This window comes from Secundilactobacillus malefermentans DSM 5705 = KCTC 3548 (assembly GCF_001436395.1).
GTDB classification, from domain to species: domain Bacteria; phylum Bacillota; class Bacilli; order Lactobacillales; family Lactobacillaceae; genus Secundilactobacillus; species Secundilactobacillus malefermentans.
This window is the reverse complement of the sequence record NZ_AZGJ01000012.1, coordinates 14,526-33,115: the sequence shown is the minus strand read 5'-3', so window position 1 is coordinate 33,115 and position 18,590 is coordinate 14,526. Positions and strand designations below refer to the sequence as shown.

Here is an 18,590-nt window from a genome sequence, read left to right as displayed (position 1 = left end):
TGTCTTGAGCGAAACTGTTCTGTAACAGGGTGTTATGCTATACTATTGAGTAATTATTTTAAAAATAAATGTGATTCTTAAAGGAGCTTTGAAGGATGGCAAACGAAAAACCAACATATTATATTACGACCCCCATTTATTATCCGTCAGGGCGGTTACATATCGGTAATTCCTATACAACAATAGCGTGTGATGCGATTGCTAGATACAAACGGGCAAGCGGTTATGACGTTTACTTTTTAACGGGAACCGACGAGCATGGATTAAAAATCGAAGAAAAAGCTGAAGAACTAGGAACGGATCCAAAGTCCTACGTTGATGAAATGGCAGCTGGAATCAAGCAGCTTTGGAAAACACTTGAAATTTCAAACAATCAGTTCATTCGAACAACCGACGATTTTCATGAAGAAGCGGTCCAAAAGATTTTTGAACAGTTGAAAGATCAAGGTGACATCTACCTTGGAGAGTATGAAGGTTGGTATTCTGTCGATGATGAAGAGTACTTTACTGAAACTCAACTTGCCGAAGTTTATCGGGATGAGGATGGCAATGTGACTGGCGGAAAAGCGCCTAGTGGTCACGAAGTTGAACTTGTTAAGGAACAATCATATTTCTTCAAAATGAGTAAGTACGCTGATTGGCTATTGGATTACTATAAAGCCAATCCAGACTTTATTGAGCCAAGCTCTCGAATGAATGAAATGATTAATAATTTCATTAAACCTGGGTTGGAAGATTTAGCTGTTTCAAGAACGACCTTTACTTGGGGCGTTCCAGTTAAATCAGATCCAAAACACGTTGTTTACGTGTGGATTGATGCACTGACAAACTATATAACGGCGTTGGGTTACGACAATGATCATGCCAACTTATTTGATAAGTATTGGCCTGCTGATGTCCAAATGGTCGGAAAAGAAATCGTTCGTTTCCACACGATTTATTGGCCAATCATTTTGCATGCGCTTGGCTTACCACTCCCTAAGAAAGTGTTTGGGCATGGTTGGTTATTGATGAAAGATGGCAAAATGTCTAAATCTCGGGGAAACGTTATTTACCCTGAAACGTTAGTGGATCGCTATGGATTGGATGCGGTTAGATACTATCTTCTTCGGGCAATGCCTTATGGGAATGACGGTATCTTTACACCTGAGGACTTTGTTGACCGAATTAATTATGATTTAGCAAACGACTTGGGAAATCTGTTAAACCGTACAATTGCGATGATTAATAAGTATGAAGATGGCAATGTTCCAACGTTCATTTCAAATGTGACTGAATATGATCAAGATCTTGAAAACGTTGCTGCCGAAACCGTTGTGAATTTTGGCAAATTAATGGACAGTCTCCACTTTGCGGATGCGATTGCTGAAGTATGGAAACTCGTTGCCAGAACTAATAAATACATTGACGAAACGTCTCCTTGGCTCCTTGCAAAAAGTGATGACGCAGATGCCAAAGAACAATTGGCTGCTGTGATGGCTCATTTGGCAGCAAGCCTCCGCGTTATTGGTGCCTTAATTAGCCCAGTGATGACGCACGCACCGAAAGCAATTTACGAGCAATTGGGATTGAAATTTGAAAATGTTGATTTAGTAAACTTGAAAATGGCTGATTTCCCAGCTGGTTCAAAAGTTGTGGCTAAAGGAACCCCAATTTTCCCTCGACTTGATGGGGATGCTGAAAAGGCCTTTATTCAAGAGCAGATGACCAAGACTGACAAGAAGAAGGGTCGTGCCGCAATGGCAGAAGCAAAGAAGGAATTTGAAAATGAGCATAGTAGCTCATGGAATCCAGAAGAAACGGAATTGGCACTAACGAAAAATGCCATTCGCTTTGAAGTCTTTGATAAGGTTGAGTTAAAAGTGGCAGAAATTATTCGAGTTAAGAAGGTTGAGGGGGCTGACAAACTTCTTCAATTTAGACTTGATGCTGGTGATTCCGACCACCGACAAATTTTATCGGGTGTTGCCGAATTTTATCCCAACCCAGAAAAACTAGTGGGTAAAAAAGTTGTGATTGTTTCTAATCTGAAGCCACGTAAAATGCGTGGAGAGGTAAGCCAAGGAATGCTCCTTACCGCAGAAGATGGAGATAATACACAGTTAGTGACGCTTCCTGACAGTATTACTGCTGGTTCAATAATTGATTAATGACATTTTAGGAGACTCTTTAGAGGGTCTCCTTTTTCACTACGGAGGAAAATGATGCAAATTTTTGATTCACATACGCATTTAAATAGTGACGAGTTTTACGATGATGTGCCGACTTTCCTAGCCCATGCCAAAGAGTTGGGTGTTGAAAAGATAGCAAACGTTGGGTCGAATACGATTTTAAATAGTCGCGCAATCGAATTGGCTAACGAGTACGACAATCTCTATGCAATCGTGGGATGGCATCCTGAAGATTCGAAAAATTACACACCGGAGACGGAAAAGGTCCTCGAAGAACAACTTAGCCAGGAAAAAGTGGTTGCAGTTGGTGAAATTGGTCTGGATTATCATTGGGATAGTTCACCAGTTGACGTTCAGAAGAAGGTTTTTGCTCGCCAAATTGAGATTGCCAAGGAATTTCATTTACCAATTTCGGTGCATAATCGAGATGCATTTGCGGACTGCTATGATATTTTAAAAGCAGCTAATATCAGCGAAATCGGTGGCGTCATGCACAGCTTTAATGGGGATTCAGAATGGCTTAAGAAATTTCTTGATCTAGGGATGAACATTTCATACAGTGGTGTTGCCAGTTTTAAAAATGCCCATGAAGTTCACGATTCAGTTAGAGCGACCCCGTTAGATAGGATGTTGGTCGAAACGGATGCACCTTATTTAACGCCGGAACCATTTAGGGGAAAACAAAATGAACCAGGCTTTACTCGGTACACGGTTGAAGCAATCGCAAAGGAACGAGAAACAACCCCTGAGGAGATTGCTGCTGCAACTTGGCATAATGCGCACCAATTATTTCGATTAGAGGAATCAAAATGAAGCGAATAAAGGAAGTCATTGTTGTTGAAGGCAAAGATGACACCAAACAAATTAATAAGGCGGTTGTGGCGGATACTATTGAAACTCGTGGATCTGCAATCCCCGACGAGACACTTGGCCTAATTGAAGAATTGGCGGAAACTCGGGGCATTATCATTTTTACGGATCCTGATTTTTCGGGTGAAAAAATTCGTAAAATTGTTTCGAAAGCCGTTCCAGAAGCCAAACATGCTTTTCTTCCCAAAAAAGAAGGGGTTCCTACCAAAGCTGGTGGATCCCTAGGCGTCGAGCATGCTAGCGCGGCGGCTATTCGTGAGGCCCTTGCTAATTTATATACAGAAGTAGAGGATGCGCCAGAGCTTATTTCTCAATCAGAGTTGATGGCGGCTGGTTTAATCGGCGGTGCCCAGTCCAAACAGCGAAGAGAGATGCTTGGAGAAATCCTTAAAATAGGGTATGTTAATGCCAAACAATTACGCAAGCGACTCCGAATGTTTGGCGTCTCTAAAAGTCAATTTGATGAGGCGATTAGCAAAATTTCAGGTAAAATAAAGGAGCAACAAAATGACAAGTAAAATGCCACCAATAGCAAGTCCAGCACGGACACAAGCAATTATTAATCGGTATCATTTAAAGATCAAAAAGAGTTTAGGTCAGAATTTTTTAACTGATTTGACCGTTTTGAATAAAATTGTAGAAGCTGCCGGTTTAAGTGAAAAAGACGACGTGATTGAGGTCGGGCCAGGAATAGGTTCCTTGACCGAATTTTTAGCCAAGAACGCCAATAAAGTTCTTGCGTTTGAAATTGATGAAAATCTTATTCAAGTTTTGGAAGAAACCCTGGACCCCTATAAGAATGTTGAAATTGTTTATCAAGATATTCTTGAGGCAAACTTACCGGAAATCGTTAATTCAAAATTTGACATGAGTCGTCCCCTAAAACTTGTCGCAAATTTACCCTATTACATTACGACGCCCATCTTAATGGGGGTCCTTCAGGGCAGTGTGACCTTTGAATCAATTACAGTGATGATGCAAAAGGAAGTCGCTGAACGACTGGTTGCTGTACCTGGAACTAAAGCATACGGTGAGTTATCAATTGCGGTCCAATATCGCAGTCAGGCAAAAATCTCTTTCTTGGTGCCCCGAACTGCCTTTATCCCCCAGCCAAATGTGGACTCAGCCATTGTGACGTTAACGAAACGAGAACCACTAGCCGAGTTACCTTATGATGAAAAAGCCTTCTTTAGATTTGTTAAAGGGAGCTTTATGCATCGACGAAAGAGCTATTGGAATAATCTACAAGGGATGTTTGGCAAACAACCGGAAGTGCGCGAACGTATTCAGCGAGTCTTGGATGATGTGAAGATTGATAAAGGGATTCGTGCAGAAACCTTGCCAATGAGTGACTTTATCATGTTAACGAATGCGTTTCATGATGCTGGGTTAATGTAATTTTTTTATGACTTGTATCTGGGCTGTCACTATGCTATAATTTGCGATTTTTGTGAAGCTATGTTACAATTGTTTCACGTGAGGTGAGCGTATGCCAACAAGTCTAGCTAGCATCAAAGAGAAACTCGATAATCGAATTGGACAAGAACTAATGGTGATTGCCCAAGCCGGTCGTAAGAAAACAACTGAACGGAAGGGAATTCTTAGGGAAACCTACCCAGCCGTATTTGTTGTTGATTTAGATCAGGATGAGAATTCATTTGAGCGAGTTTCATATAGTTACACGGATATTTTGACGAAAAATATCGAAGTGGATTTCGAAGAAGAATAATAATGGGACCTATAGGGTCTTTTTATTTTGGCCAAAATTTTAGTATAATACCTGTATGATGAGTTTAGTCTACTTTGGAATCTAGGTGATCGGATGAGAATAGTTGAGAAAGCACCTGCAAAAATCAATTTAGGATTAGATACGCCCTACAATCATGAAGATGGGTTGCAGGAGTGGAACATGGTCATGACCTCGATTGACCTTGCCGACTATATTGAAGTGACAACGTTGCCGACGGAGAAGGGCATTCATGTGTCTTCGAATTCAGGATTTTTGCCGAACGATCAGCGAAACCTGACTTTTCAGGCTGCAAAATTACTAAAAGAACGATTTAATATTCAAGAGGGCGTCAATATTGCGATTAATAAACATATTCCTGTTGGGGCAGGTTTAGGGGGAGGGTCCACGGATGCTGCTGCCGTCCTTCGAGCACTAAATAAACTGTGGGGATTGAATTTGAGATTGCCAGAGTTAGCTGCTTTAGGACTAGAAGTGGATTCTGACGTTCCTTACTGTGTTTACGGAAAAACAGCTCACGTCTTTGGCAAGGGTGAGCGGGTGATGCCGATTAAACAGTTGCCAGCGTGCTGGCTCGTTTTAGCAAAGCCCAAGGTGAGCGTTTCAACGCCTAGCGTGCTTCGCCAAATTGATTATGAAAATTTAAGTCATCCCGACATTGAAGGACTTATTTCTGCTATTTTTTTATCGGATTTCGATCAGATCATTAATAAAATGGGAAATGGTCTTGAACCGATTACAGCGGAACGGTACCCGGAAATTTTACAAATTAAGGAACGAATGATTGAGTTTGGTGCAAATGGGGCACAAATGAGTGGGACGGGGCCGACCGTTTTTGCCATCTGTCAAAAAAAATCACGTGCTCAACGCGTGTTTAATAGTATCAGAGGATTTTGCCAGGAAGTTTATCTGGTTCATCCTTTGTCATAACTGTCTTTCGGAAAACGAAGGCAGTTATTTTTTGCAAATTTTTCTTGACAATTAATCGTTTTACTTTAAACTTAAACAGTAATCATTACTTTTTACAATTTTTAATGCAAAGGAATTTTTGATGAAAAAACTGAAAAGAAATTTAACGCTTATTTTTTTTGACGGCCTTTTACTCTTTATACTGAGTGGTTGCGCTACTAAATCAGAACAGAAGGAAGCTTCCCACGGAATTACCGTCGTTAGCAGTCTTGACTTTTACGGTGAAACGGCAAAGGCAATTTTAGGGAATAAGGGGACGGTCACCTCAATTATTCGCAGTGATAGTGTGGATGCAGAAGATTATGAACCAGAAATATCGGATGCAAAGCTGGTGTCGAATGCGGATTTTATTATTGCAAACGGGCTTGGTTATGATGATTGGATGACGCGTTTGGAACAGGCAAATGATAAGTCTGTTGCTCAAAAGATAACGGTAGGGTCAATGATCATGAAACGTCAAAATGGGCAGAATCCACACGTTTGGTACGCCCCATCACTGATGCCCAAGTTGGCGAAGGAGTTAACTGAGAAATTTAGTAAACAAGATCCGAATAATCGGTCTTACTATGAAAAACGGTTAAAAAAATACCTGTCTGAATTAATGCCGCTGCAAAATCAACTTAAGCGGATTAAACAAAACCGGTTGCAGACCAGTGTCGCTGTGAGTGAGCCCGTTTTTAATGATTCTTTAGCAGCAATGGGCTATCGGGTCAGTGATACACACTTTTCGGAGGCAATTGAAGAGGGTAGCGATCCATCGCCTAAGGATATTCGCCAACTAGAAAATCAGATTAAGAATCACAAAATTGCGTTTTTTATTGAAAATACCCAAAACTCAAGCTCAGAGGTTAAGAATATTGCTAAGCTTGCCAAGCAAGTTGGAATTCCCGTTGTGAAGGTGACGGAAACCATGCCGGCTCGGAAAAGTTATGTAGAGTGGATGGAAAGTCAATATAAGCAAGTTGAAAACAGTCAGGAGGTCAAGCGTGGTGAGTGAACCAATTTTACAAATTAATCATTTAACCGCTGGATATAACGATGCGGAGTCACCCGTTTTAAAGGATTTAAACTTCACCATCAATCAGGGCGACTTCTTAAGTATTGTTGGTGAAAATGGGGTTGGCAAAACAACCCTCATGCGAACCATCTTGCGCCAGCTGAAACCCTTAAAGGGCAATGTGGACTACTTTCCCAGCGCCCATGCGGTTAATATTGGGTATGTCCCTCAGTTTAGAAATATTGATTCGGAGTATCCACTATCCATTCGCGATTTTGTTGGCCTTAACTTAACTGGTTTCAAGCTTCCCTGGCTAAGTCGAAGTGAGCGCAAACGGGTTAATGATATGCTGGTTCATACAGGACTTCAGGATCTTGCCAATCGACCAATGGGACAGGCTTCCGGTGGGGAAAAGCAAAAGGCCTATTTAGCACAGGCACTGGTGGAGGAACCTGATCTTTTGATTTTGGATGAATCAACCGCTAGTTTGGATCCCGTCAGTAAAAATGAATTATTGAATTTGGTAGAAGAGATTAACCAAAAGTTACAGGTGACGGTTATCTTCGTCACTCATGATATTGCCCTAGCAAAAAAGTACGCGTCAAAATTTTTGTTGTTGGCACCGGGAACATACGTCAGTGGCAATATTGACGAGCTGACGAATGATAAAGTTTGGGGGATGATGGAAAGCCATGTTTAATTTTGAATTCATGCAAAATGCTTATTTAGCGGCAACAGTTATCGCAATTCTGTGTGGCATTATTGGCGTATTCGTCATTGCCAGAAATATGTCATTCTTAACCCATACTCTGTCAGAAATTGGTTTTGCGGGGGCCTCATTTGGGGTATTCATGAGTTGGCCACCTTTGAACGGGATGCTCTTGTTCACGACTGTTAGCTCAATCATCGTGGGGCAATTGAGCGTGAAGCCTGCGCGACGCGAAAACGTCATCAGTGCAATTTCAGCCCTGTTTATTGGTTTGGGGATTCTGTTTCTCTCCCTTTCAAATAAAAATGCGAGTTATGCGACGAATATCCTCTTTGGGAGCGTTATTGGCATTAGTCGCGCTGATGTTTGGCAAATTAGTCTGCTGTCCATCGTGGTTCTGGCGGTTATTTTTGTCATTTTTAGATATTTAAAATTTGATTCATTTGATCCAGTGGGGGCGCAAGTAAAGGGAGTCAATAAACAAATTTTATCCATTGTATTCCTAATTTTACTTGCCTTTTCAGTCAGCGTTGCGGCACAAATTGTTGGCTCACTATTAATCTTTATTCTGCTGACAATTCCGGCTGCCGTGGCAAAGTACTTTGCGAGAACGGTTGGCGGGATGATGCTGCTCGCGGTCATTATTGCGTTAATTGGGGTGTGGTTGGGTCTTTACCTAAGCTATGTCACCAATTTGCCGGTTAGTTTTTTTATTGCAACAATTGAGGCATTATTCTATTTCGGTGCACTTCTCACGCAGGGAAGTCAAAAATCTGTCTAAATGAGCGACTCGGTTTCTTTTTGAAACGGGCGCTTTTTATTTTGTGGTAAAAAGCTAAGAGTTCATAAATTTATCAGTTAAATTCTGCATTGAATCGGTAAAACCCGAACATTTATGATATTATTAACCAGGTAGTAAAACGGAAAGATATTTATTTGAGGTGGAAAACGGTGAAAGTACGAAGAAGTGATCGGCTAATCGATATGACAAGATACCTGTTAGAACGACCACATACATTGATTTCATTGACTTACTTTGCAAGAAGATTTGATTCAGCAAAGTCATCAATCAGTGAAGATTTAACAATTTTAAAACGCACATTTCATGAGCGAGGAACCGGCATACTGGAGACAGTTCCCGGAGCTGCGGGTGGTGCAAGGTTTATTCCTAGTATCTCTAAGCAAGAAGCCGAGCAATTTGTGAAGCAGATGGCGTCATCATTATCAGAGCAAAGTCGGTTCTTACCAGGCGGCTATGTTTACATGTCAGATTTACTTGGCAGACCAGATATTTTAAGACAAGTTGGCCGAATTATCGCTTCTGAGTATCAAGATGGCACCGTTGATGCCGTTATGACAGTTGCAACAAAGGGCATTCCGATTGCGCAAAGTGTTGCGTCGTACCTAAACGTTCCATTTGTCATTGTTCGACATGATTCTCAAATTACTGAAGGTTCAACGGTGAGTGTGAATTACGTTTCCGGATCGAGCAATCGAATCGAAAAAATGGCACTTTCAAAACGAAGCTTAAAACCAGGCTCAAAAGTTTTGGTTGTTGATGATTATATGAAACCGGGCGGAACCGTTCGGGGAATGCAGTCCCTTGTAAAGGAGTTTGATTCAACCGTTGTTGGAATCTCCGTATTTGCTGAGGGTGCTTTAACTGGTGATCGAGTGGTTGAAGGGTATACTTCATTGCTGACGGTCGGTACAGAGGACGAGCAAGTCAATGTAACGGCTGGTAATTACCTCGAAAAAATATTTACAGATTAATTATTAAATAAATAGTTAGGGAGTCAATTTTGATGAGTACAAGAAATACCATTATTTTAGCAGCTGGAAAAGGCACACGAATGAAGTCAAAACTATATAAGGTTTTGCATCAAGTGTGTGGGTTACCAATGGTTGAACACGTTTTAACTGAGGTTGAAAAAACCGGAATGGATAAAATAGTGACGGTTGTTGGTTTTGGTGCAGATGACGTTAGAAATACTTTAGGGGACCGGAGTGAGTACGTTCTTCAAGATAAACAACTTGGAACGGGACACGCAGTTCTTCAGACTGAAAAATTATTGGGCAACACGACTGGTACGACGCTGGTTATTAGTGGAGATACCCCATTATTCACCGCCGAGACGTTACAAAACCTCTTTGACTATCACGATGCCAAAAAGGCGGTTGCCACGGTCCTGACGTCAATTGCCCCTGATCCAACTGGCTATGGTCGAATTGTTCGGAATAAACTGGGCATTGTCGAAAAAATAGTTGAGCAAAAGGATGCAACTGAGGCTGAACAAGAAATTGACGAGATCAATACCGGAGTTTATGTATTTGATAATCAAGCGCTATTCAAAGCCCTGCACGAAACGACTAACGATAACGCCCAGGGTGAGTACTACCTAACTGATGTGATTGAGATTTTGAAGGGTCAAAAAGCCACGGTTGCTGCTTATCAAATGGCTGATTTTGATGAATCAATGGGTGTGAATGACCGAGTTGCGTTGGCTAAGGCCAACAAAATCATGCAGCGCCGAATTAACGAAAAGCACATGCGTAATGGTGTTACCTTGATTAACCCTGAAGATACCTACATCGACATCAACGTTAAAGTTGGTGCAGATACAATTGTTGAACCAGGTGTTTTATTGAAGGGAAACACGGTTATTGGTGAAGATTGTTTTATCGGGGCTCATTCTGAAATCCATGATTCAATTCTCCACGATCGGGTCAAGGTAACATCTTCATTCATTGAAGGATCCGAAATGGCGGATGACAGCAATATTGGACCGATGAGTCATTTACGTCCAGAATCTCAAATTGGCAAAAAAGTCCATTTAGGAAATTTTGTAGAAGTTAAGAAGTCCCATATTGGCGATGGCACGAAGGTTGGTCATTTGACGTACGTTGGCAACGCTGAGCTAGGGAAGAACATTAATGTTGGCTGTGGTGTGGTGTTTGTTAATTATGATGGTGCTCACAAGAGTACGACAACGGTGGGCGACGATGCATTTATTGGGAGCAATTCCAATTTAATCGCACCCCTTGAAGTTGCAGATCATTCATTTATTGCTGCTGGATCAACCATTACCGACAAGATTGCCAAGTATGATATGGCAATTGCCAGAGCTCGCCAAACGAATAAACCAAATTACTATCAAAAATTGCCGTATCGCGGCGAGGAATAACAAGAAGTAAGACTTGATTTTTACTTGTAGAATAGAATAGAATTGAAGCAGAAAAAGTCCTTGGAGGATCTTATGTCAGAAAAATATTTTGACCCAACGCTGAAGATATTTGCATTGAATTCTAACCGTCCGTTAGCTCAGAAAATTGCTGACGAAGTCGGAGTTGAATTAGGGAAAACATCCGTTGACCGTTTTAGTGACGGTGAAATCCGGATTAACATCGAAGAAAGTATTCGTGGTTGCCACGTCTATGTGATCCAATCAACATCTGCACCAGTAAATGATAATCTAATGGAACTTTTGATTATGATTGATGCGCTTAGAAGAGCTAGTGCCGCAACCATTAACGTTGTTATTCCGTATTATGGTTATGCACGACAAGATCGAAAAGCCCGGTCACGAGAACCAATTACAGCAAAACTCGTTGCCAATATGCTTGAAAAAGCGGGGATTTCCCGAGTCGTTGCTTTAGATTTGCATGCCGCTCAGATTCAGGGATTCTTTGACGTCCCAGTTGACCACATGATGGGGGCACCTTTGCTTGCCGATTACTTTATTAACCATCATTTGGATGAAAACGCGGTTGTGGTTTCACCTGATCATGGTGGCGTTACACGAGCCCGTGCACTTGCTGAATTTTTGAAGACGCCAATTGCGATTATTGATAAGCGGCGACCAAAAGCGAACGTTGCAAAAGTTATGAATATTATTGGTGACGTAAAGGGCAAACGTTGTATCATGATTGACGACATGATTGATACTGCAGGGACCATTACTTTAGGTGCCCAAGCACTAATTGATGCTGGTGCAACAGAAGTTTACGCAAGTTGTACGCATCCAGTGTTGTCGGGTCCTGCCATTGAGCGGATTCAAGCATCGCCAATTAAGGAATTAGTTGTGACGGATTCAATTCAATTACCAAAAGAAAAGTTGATTGATAAGATTCACCAAATTTCTGTTGGACCATTAATGGGAGCTGCAATCAAACGAATTCATGAAAATAAGCCAGTTAGCCCACTGTTCAAGAATCGTTTCAACGTTATAAATAAGTAAAATTTAGAGGCTGGTTTGAATAATATATTCAAACCGCTTTTTATTACCGAGGTGTGAGATGACATTTTTAAAAAAAAACAAAAGCAGCCTATACACGTTAGGACTTATTTTGCTAGTTGGCGTGTTAGCGCTCGTTTTTGTTCCACTGATTGTGGTTGGTAATATTTGGTTCATGATTGGATTAGTCTTCTTAGTTGGAGCAGCTTTCTTCGTTGTGGAAAAAGCCCACTTATTTGCGGGATGGTTTCGCTTCAAAAAACGAGGAGAAGAGGATCTCAAAGATAAAAAAATCGAAGTTAAAAGTGTCGGTTCACTTAAAAATGGGCCAATTATCATTAATAAGTATGCCCGCTTTTGTTTAATAGTGGGGGTTACACTCATCGTTATTTCGATGATAGTGACTTCAATTTAACTTGCACTAAGATGAAATTTAGGTTAGAATATTGTCAATATCAAATGAGAGGAGAATTTTAATGTTATTAATTAATCGTCAAACTAAACGATTATCCGGTTTCTTCTTTAACGGGCCTAGCGTTCTGAAGGTCAGTTAGAGAGGAATCTGTTAACATGGAATTCTCGATTGACCGGAAGATGGCTAGGCATATGCGTAGCGGTCTTTCCGGTGGACGCATCGGTGCTTAAGACCGGTGCGTTTTTCTTTTTCATCGAATCGGTTCTCGTTTTAATTATTAAGGAGGAAATTATATGAGTTCAGGTGGAATTGGTAGGTATTTTAAAAAAGAGAGTCTGGATAGGTACCTATTGAAGGATGCGCAATTGGAAAAAACAATGGATGGTAAAGACCTCGTTATGCTAGGGGTTGGGGCAGTTATTGGGACGGGTATTTTTATTCTTCCTGGAACTGTGGCAGCTTTATATAGTGGCCCAGGAATTGTCCTTTCATTTATTTTGGCCACGATTGTCTGCGCGTTTGCAGCGATGTGTTATGCTGAATTTTCGTCTTCCATTCCGGTTGCCGGGAGTGCCTATTCATACGGAAATATCGTGTTTGGTGAAGTGATTGGCTGGATTTTAGGCTGGGCATTAATCTTGGAGTACATGCTAGCAGTTGCGGCAGTTTCGACGGGTTGGTCGGCTTATTTTCTGTCATTCTTACGCGGATTTGGAATCTCCATCCCCAAGGCGCTAACTGGACCTTTTGATCCTGCCCATGGGACATACTTCAATTTATTTGCGATTGTGATTGTTCTATTTGTTAGTTTCATTATTTCAAAAGGTGCCAAAACATCGATTGCGGTTAACAACATGATTGTTATTATTAAAATTCTGATTATTTTCCTTTTCATCATTGTCGGCCTCTTCTACGTTCGCCCAAGTAACTGGAGTCCATTTCTACCTTATGGAACCCACGGGGTCTTAAAAGGAGCTTCGTTAGTGTTCTATGCCTATTTAGGCTTCGATGTCGTCTCGGCGTCAGCTGCTGAAGTCAAGAACCCGAAGAAAAACATGCCGTTTGGGATTATTGGAACGCTTATCATTTGTACCATTTTGTATATTGCAGTCGCAGGTGTTTTGACTGGAATGACGTCATATACTAAGTTAAACGTTTCCGATCCAGTGTCATTTGCACTTCAGTTAGTTCACCAAAACTGGGCTGCTGGTATTATTTCCATTGGCGCCTTAGCCGGGATGTTCACGATGATGGTTTCAATGATCTTCAGTTCATCACGATTAATTTACTCAATTGGCCGAGATGGTCTACTACCAAAGGCCCTCGGAAAAATTGAAAAGAAACATCGGACACCACAGGTAAGTTTAGCGGCGGTTACCATTGTCATTGCAATCATGGGTGGCTTGGTCTCATTGGACCGTTTAACGCAACTTGTGAACATCGGAACACTGATTGCGTTCACCTTCATTTCCATTGGAATTATTCCACTTAGAAAGCGAAAAGATATTGATAACACGGGCGGATTTAAAGTACCGTTTTATCCGGTCCTTCCAATCGTTTCAGCCGGATTGTGCATCTTCATGCTGTCACAATTACCGCTGGATACTTGGATTGTTTCATCAATCTGGTTCTTGTTTGGTCTCGTTATTTACTTTACGTACGGGTCAAGACACAGTACGTTAAATAAAAAATAGCAAAATAAAAACACTTGAACTGGAAAATCATTCCAAATTCAAGTGTTTTTAATTTACTTTAAACCGTACTGCTGAATAGCGTAAGCAACACCATTTTCAGCGTTTGTTTTTGTTTCAAATTGAGCCGCTTCCTTAATTTCAGGAATTGCATTTCCCATCGCAACGCCTAATCCAGCGTACTGAATCATGGATAAGTCGTTTCCTTGATCGCCAATGGCCATCACGTTTTCACTCGAAAGACCTAGTTGATTGGCAAGGGAATCAAGTGCGCTACCCTTACTAGCTTCCTTGTTCATAATTTCAATGAAGAAGGGTTCACTTTGGACAACGTAGTAACGGTTCCCCAAACGGGATATTACCTTGTCTTTGATGGCAGAGATGACTTCTTCATGATCGACGAACATCGCCTTAGAAATGGTGAGGTCCTTTGGCATCTCACTCACTTCGCGGTAACGGATTGGCATCGTGACCAAATAACTTTCATAAATCGTGTAGATACTAATATCTTTGTTGGGGGTATAAATGAAGTCAGAGGTTTCAATTTGGAAATTTGACCCTAATTTTCGTGCTTCAGCTTCAATATCAATAAAATCATCACTCGAAAGTGTATGGTGGTTCAAAACCTTTCCACTTACGGTTTGTGCCATGGCACCATTGAAGGTGATAACGTATTCGTCATCGCCAGAAATACCTAGACTCTTTAAGTAAGGTGAAACTCCAGATAAGGGGCGTCCGGTACAAAGAACGACTTTAATCCCCTGTTGACGGGCCTCTTTGATTGTTGAAATGGTTTCTTCTGCAAGTTCGTTCTTTTCGTTTAGTAAAGTACCATCGATATCGATGGCGATTAACTTAATGGCCATAAAAAATTAATTCTCCTTTGGTTGAATGATGTGGTCGTTTAAGATATAGCGGTTGAACTCACGATAAATGGGCTCAAATAACTCGAGCTCGGATGAAGAGGGCAGTAGCATTTCCCGTGGAAAGAAGTAGCGTTGATCTCCAGAAAATTTACCGGTAATGGCACTTACAAGCGAGCTAATGGTCGATAATTCCACCAGTGATCCATCCTTTTGCATGAGTTCAATTTGTGTCCGCGGTTTTTTCAGATGAGGATCATAGGCATCATAAGGCAAATCATAGCTGTCATTGATTGCAGTATAGTAGGTTGTATCAAATCCTGCCTTTTGAATTAGGTCGCGAAGACGGGGAATGAGATCTTTTGATTTTTCGTCAAATTCTGCTGATTTTAGTGGTTTACGATCTAAAAATCGAGCAGCTAAATCGCTCAAGACGGTATCGTGAGAGCCACGCCATTGTGCAAAATAAGTCGTCATTGTCCCATCATCGAGTAGTAAGTAGTCTTTCAAATCAAATTCACCATTAAAAAATGGGAGAAGCAGGGTGGGGCTTAATGCGGTATCCTGCTGATTGTCAGGCGTGTAAATTTCTTTTGCGCGTTGAAGTAGGTGATCTAGGATAACTTCCATAGAACGGGATACGGGATGAAAATAGATTTGAACGTACATTTGAAAGCGACTCATGATGTAGTCTTCAACAGCGTGCATGCCATCAATTTCAAACGTGATGCCACCAGAGTAAGGGCGCATGACCCGTAAAATTCGTGTTAAGTCAAAAGTACCATACTTGGTGCCGGTGTTGTAGGCGTCTCGAAGGAGGTAATCCATTCTGTCAGCGTCAATTTGACTAGAAATCATTTGCACAACTTGCTTGTTGGGATAGGTTTTTTGGATGACCGAAGCGACCTTTTGAGGGAAGTCAGGAGAAACCCGTCGTAGAACCTGATTAACCTGGGTCATAGGTGAGGTGATAATCGCCACCGTAATGGCCTCATGATTCGTGTGGAAAATGTGTTCAAATGTATGAGAATACGGACCGTGGCCGATATCATGAAGGAGCGCAGCACACAGCGCAACGAGTCGTTCCGAATCATCCCACAGACCATCACCGGGCACTTTTGTCGGATAATTTCGTTGAAAATTATCGCAAATTCGTCGCGTTATTTCGTAAACGCCCAGGCAGTGACCGAAACGGGTATGTTCCGCTCCATGAAAAGTCAACGAGGTTGTTCCGAGCTGCTTAATTCGGCGTAATCGTTGAAATTCACTCGTGTTGATTAGGTCGAGAATGACTTGATACTGAACATAAATATAGTTATGAACTGGATCACGAAAGACTTTTTCGCGTGGTAAGATTTCATCTTGGTACGACAATGTACTAGGACCTCCTAATTAAGTTTGGGTTGGCGTTTTGCCATTCGTTCAAATTCTTTATCAAATTGTTGCTTAAACGTTGGTTCATTCATGAAGCTATTAAGCTTTGCTGAACTGGTCCGCATGCCGAAATTAGTGAGCGTATCCGTTATCTTTTTTTGAATATCTTCCGTTGTCAGTGGCTTTTTTAAAAGTACTTCAAGGGTGGTCATTGTTTCTGGCCACACATCTGGGAATCCCAGCGTGTTGGGCTCACCACCAAGCCCATTTTTATAAAAGCGCTTGACCATTTCTCCGCGAAATTGTTGATTTCCCGTTACGCTTAAATAAAGCATGATTGTGAGTGACTGAGGCGTTCGACGTTGGGAAATGCCAGCAATTTTCTGACCATTAACACTTAAATCAAAGTCGCCAGGACAGTATGAATGCGCAATTTCCAAGTGGTCAATCGTTAGTTCTGGGAACGCCTGCGAAATTAATTCTTCCATCATGGTATAGGCATCGTCAACTGAGACACGTTTTGATTCTTGTGGTAAGAAAATTGAAACGTTGAGGATTCCACCGTCACTCACGACAGCCAAGCCGCCCGAATTTCGGAGAAAATTATCGTAGCCATCATTTTTGACACTGGCGATTCCGTCTGCCAAATGGGGAAGCCGTTTATCCTTTAATCCTAAAATAAGACATGGGTGAGTTGTCCAAAAGTGTAGAATTGGTTGATTCAACTCACTCACTAAGCTTAGGAAAGCGTTTGTATAAGCGAATGTGGCAATGTTTTTTCCCGCCGCAATTGGCGTATTGACAACTTGGATGGTATCAAAATTGTCAGAAATAATCATGATGTGACCTCTTTTCGGTAGTGTCATAGGTTCATTATAGCTGAAATTGACCAGAACGTCATTGCTGGCTGCTGATTCACAAGTGTTAATAGATGATATAATAGACTTATCTATAGTTAATATTTAACGACAAAGGGAAGTTCATAAAATGAAAATTAAAGATATTGATCACATCACGTTGACAGTAACAGACATGGCCGCCACTTTACGTTTCTATCATGAAGTATTTGATATGCCGATTATTGATGGTGACGACAATCAACACTACGTCCTCTGTGGAAAACAGGCAATTAAACTTCAAGTAGTCGACCAACCTAATTTGCCGGTTGCAAAAATTCCAACGCCAGGATCAGCTGATTTTTGCATTATTGTGAAAGATCCACTAGAGGAAGTGGAGAACCATCTTAAAAGTTACTACGTAGAGATAGTTGAGGGCCCAGTTGAGAGAACGGGGGCCCACGGGTCAATGACGTCTATCTATGTTCGAGATCCAGATCAGAATTTAATTGAATTATCAGAATATAATTAGGTAGTAAATCTAGGCAAGGCAAGCGTTTTAGCGTTATAATTATCATGATTTTATTAAGGAAGGTGTGTGACATTTGGATAATTCATCAACAGGAATTCCCGTCATCATTCACCTGCAAACGAGTACGGTGCAAGACGGTGAACGTTCGAACTACGTGCTCGATGTAGAAGGGCGCTTAGTTCAAATCGGGGAAACACTTTATCTTAGATACGAAGAGGCAACAGATGACAGTGACGAAACTGCGACTGTGACAATGAAAATTTTACCAAGTGGGGATGTTCAACTGACCCGCAATGGGTCAAATCGTTCCCGATTGTTCTTTAGCAATGGCAAACGCGTGCAGGCACAATATAAGACACCGTTTGGAACACTCGCAATTGATACGGTAACACCAACCCTTAAGTTGAGTTTCCAAGACAGTCCGTTTGGTGGCAAAATTGGGATCGATTATTTTCTCTACGCGGGAGAAGAATTGTTAAGTGAGCACCAGATTAGATTGCAATTTACGGTTTAAGCGAGTATAGTGTTTTGGTAGACTGCGGAAAGGACGTGCTCCAGTTTGGAATTAAAAATATTTGATGGCCAAAGTAAAAAAGAATTATCGATGATTGAAGTCGCTCATGCGATTCTTTCACAACGTGGCGATGCCATGGGTTTTGCTGATTTGGCAAATGAAGTACAACAGTATCTAGGAGAGAGTGACGAAGAAATTCGGAAGCGACTCTCTCAATTCTATACAGATTTAAACATTGACGGAAGTTTTATTTCGTTGGGTGATAATCTATGGGGTTTGCGTACCTGGTACCCATTTGAATCAATCGATGAAGCAACTGTTCACGCTGATGAGGATGAGGATCAACCAAAACGTAAAAAGCGTAAGAAGGTTAACGCCTTTCTAGCAGATACATCTGATGATGACGACATTATTGATTATGACGATGACGATCCTGAAGACCAGGACGCTATCGATGATACTGATGAAGATTACTCAGAAGATGAAGATGATGACTCAACAGAAGATATTAATAAGTATAAAAACGATTTGGCTGATATAGATGATGGCACGGATGATGACGAAGAAGAAACCATGCCGGATGGAATTGAAGGCCAACTTCAAGAACTAAACGACGATGATGACTTCGATGATGATGAGTCAGAAGACGATGGCGAGAAAAAGTAAC

At 41.3% G+C, this 18,590-nt stretch carries 20 protein-coding genes; 17 read left to right on the top strand and 3 right to left on the bottom strand.

The window, feature by feature from the left end:
- Positions 1-95: 95 nt before the first annotated feature.
- The 14 genes from metG (at position 96) to FD44_RS03580 (ending at position 13,807) form a co-directional block, all read left to right on the top strand.
- Positions 96-2,150 carry a methionine--tRNA ligase gene (gene metG, locus FD44_RS03645; protein ID WP_010620791.1) on the top strand — a complete coding sequence of 685 codons (2,055 nt, stop codon included), beginning with the start codon at positions 96-98 and terminating at the stop codon, positions 2,148-2,150.
- 54 nt (positions 2,151-2,204) lie between these two features.
- On the top strand, positions 2,205-2,984 hold the full coding sequence (locus FD44_RS03640; RefSeq protein WP_010620790.1) for a TatD family hydrolase: 780 nt from the start codon (positions 2,205-2,207) through the stop codon (positions 2,982-2,984).
- Positions 2,981-3,559 (top strand): ribonuclease M5, encoded by a 579-nt coding sequence (gene rnmV, locus FD44_RS03635; RefSeq protein WP_010620789.1) that lies wholly within the window; start codon positions 2,981-2,983, stop codon positions 3,557-3,559. Before FD44_RS03640 ends, rnmV begins: the two co-directional genes overlap by 4 nt.
- Positions 3,549-4,439, top strand: a complete 891-nt coding sequence (gene rsmA / locus FD44_RS03630; protein WP_010620788.1) for a 16S rRNA (adenine(1518)-N(6)/adenine(1519)-N(6))-dimethyltransferase RsmA — start codon at positions 3,549-3,551, stop codon at positions 4,437-4,439. Before rnmV ends, rsmA begins: the two co-directional genes overlap by 11 nt.
- A gap of 91 nt (positions 4,440-4,530) precedes the next feature.
- The gene (locus tag FD44_RS03625; RefSeq protein ID WP_010620787.1) at positions 4,531-4,770 is read left to right on the top strand and encodes a Veg family protein; all 240 of its coding nucleotides are present in this window, start codon (positions 4,531-4,533) and stop codon (positions 4,768-4,770) included.
- A gap of 93 nt (positions 4,771-4,863) precedes the next feature.
- Positions 4,864-5,718 carry a 4-(cytidine 5'-diphospho)-2-C-methyl-D-erythritol kinase gene (ispE, locus tag FD44_RS03620; protein WP_010620786.1) on the top strand — a complete coding sequence of 285 codons (855 nt, stop codon included), beginning with the start codon at positions 4,864-4,866 and terminating at the stop codon, positions 5,716-5,718.
- 121 nt (positions 5,719-5,839) lie between these two features.
- On the top strand, positions 5,840-6,754 hold the full coding sequence (locus FD44_RS03615) for a metal ABC transporter solute-binding protein, Zn/Mn family (RefSeq protein WP_010620785.1): 915 nt from the start codon (positions 5,840-5,842) through the stop codon (positions 6,752-6,754).
- Positions 6,747-7,454, top strand: coding sequence for a metal ABC transporter ATP-binding protein (locus FD44_RS03610; RefSeq protein ID WP_010620784.1), 708 nt, complete (start codon positions 6,747-6,749; stop codon positions 7,452-7,454). Before FD44_RS03615 ends, FD44_RS03610 begins: the two co-directional genes overlap by 8 nt.
- Positions 7,447-8,244, top strand: a complete 798-nt coding sequence (locus FD44_RS03605) for a metal ABC transporter permease (protein WP_010620783.1) — start codon at positions 7,447-7,449, stop codon at positions 8,242-8,244. The genes FD44_RS03610 and FD44_RS03605 overlap by 8 nt, the downstream gene beginning before the upstream one ends.
- Before the next feature lie 170 nt (positions 8,245-8,414).
- The gene (purR, locus tag FD44_RS03600) at positions 8,415-9,236 is read left to right on the top strand and encodes a pur operon repressor (RefSeq protein WP_010620782.1); all 822 of its coding nucleotides are present in this window, start codon (positions 8,415-8,417) and stop codon (positions 9,234-9,236) included.
- A gap of 32 nt (positions 9,237-9,268) precedes the next feature.
- Positions 9,269-10,648 carry a bifunctional UDP-N-acetylglucosamine diphosphorylase/glucosamine-1-phosphate N-acetyltransferase GlmU gene (gene glmU / locus FD44_RS03595; protein WP_010620781.1) on the top strand — a complete coding sequence of 460 codons (1,380 nt, stop codon included), beginning with the start codon at positions 9,269-9,271 and terminating at the stop codon, positions 10,646-10,648.
- Between the two features lie 72 nt (positions 10,649-10,720).
- Positions 10,721-11,701, top strand: a complete 981-nt coding sequence (locus FD44_RS03590; RefSeq protein ID WP_010620780.1) for a ribose-phosphate diphosphokinase — start codon at positions 10,721-10,723, stop codon at positions 11,699-11,701.
- Between the two features lie 58 nt (positions 11,702-11,759).
- Positions 11,760-12,113 carry a DUF3899 domain-containing protein gene (locus tag FD44_RS03585; RefSeq protein WP_010620779.1) on the top strand — a complete coding sequence of 118 codons (354 nt, stop codon included), beginning with the start codon at positions 11,760-11,762 and terminating at the stop codon, positions 12,111-12,113.
- Between the two features lie 293 nt (positions 12,114-12,406).
- A complete protein-coding gene (locus FD44_RS03580) occupies positions 12,407-13,807 on the top strand; it encodes an APC family permease (RefSeq protein ID WP_010620778.1) in 1,401 nt (466 codons plus the stop codon).
- A 53-nt stretch (positions 13,808-13,860) separates the two neighbouring features.
- On the opposite strand, the gene yidA is transcribed toward FD44_RS03580, so the two are convergent.
- Genes yidA through FD44_RS03565 form a run of 3 tightly spaced genes read right to left on the bottom strand, consistent with a single transcriptional unit; the run spans position 13,861 to position 16,880 of the window.
- Complete coding sequence (gene yidA / locus FD44_RS03575) at positions 13,861-14,670, bottom strand: sugar-phosphatase (RefSeq protein ID WP_010620777.1); 810 nt, start codon at positions 14,668-14,670, stop codon at positions 13,861-13,863.
- A gap of 6 nt (positions 14,671-14,676) precedes the next feature.
- The gene (locus FD44_RS03570) at positions 14,677-16,041 is read right to left on the bottom strand and encodes an HD domain-containing protein (RefSeq protein WP_010620776.1); all 1,365 of its coding nucleotides are present in this window, start codon (positions 16,039-16,041) and stop codon (positions 14,677-14,679) included.
- Between the two features lie 14 nt (positions 16,042-16,055).
- A complete protein-coding gene (locus FD44_RS03565) occupies positions 16,056-16,880 on the bottom strand; it encodes a lipoate--protein ligase family protein (protein ID WP_010620775.1) in 825 nt (274 codons plus the stop codon).
- Between the two features lie 148 nt (positions 16,881-17,028).
- Here FD44_RS03565 and FD44_RS03560 point away from each other — a divergent pair, with 148 nt between their 5' ends.
- From FD44_RS03560 to rpoE, 3 genes are all read left to right on the top strand, one after another.
- Positions 17,029-17,409 carry a VOC family protein gene (locus FD44_RS03560; RefSeq protein ID WP_010620774.1) on the top strand — a complete coding sequence of 127 codons (381 nt, stop codon included), beginning with the start codon at positions 17,029-17,031 and terminating at the stop codon, positions 17,407-17,409.
- Between the two features lie 73 nt (positions 17,410-17,482).
- On the top strand, positions 17,483-17,923 hold the full coding sequence (locus FD44_RS03555) for a YwiB family protein (protein WP_010620773.1): 441 nt from the start codon (positions 17,483-17,485) through the stop codon (positions 17,921-17,923).
- A 45-nt stretch (positions 17,924-17,968) separates the two neighbouring features.
- A complete protein-coding gene (gene rpoE, locus FD44_RS03550) occupies positions 17,969-18,589 on the top strand; it encodes a DNA-directed RNA polymerase subunit delta (RefSeq protein ID WP_010620772.1) in 621 nt (206 codons plus the stop codon).
- Position 18,590: the final 1 nt, after the last annotated feature.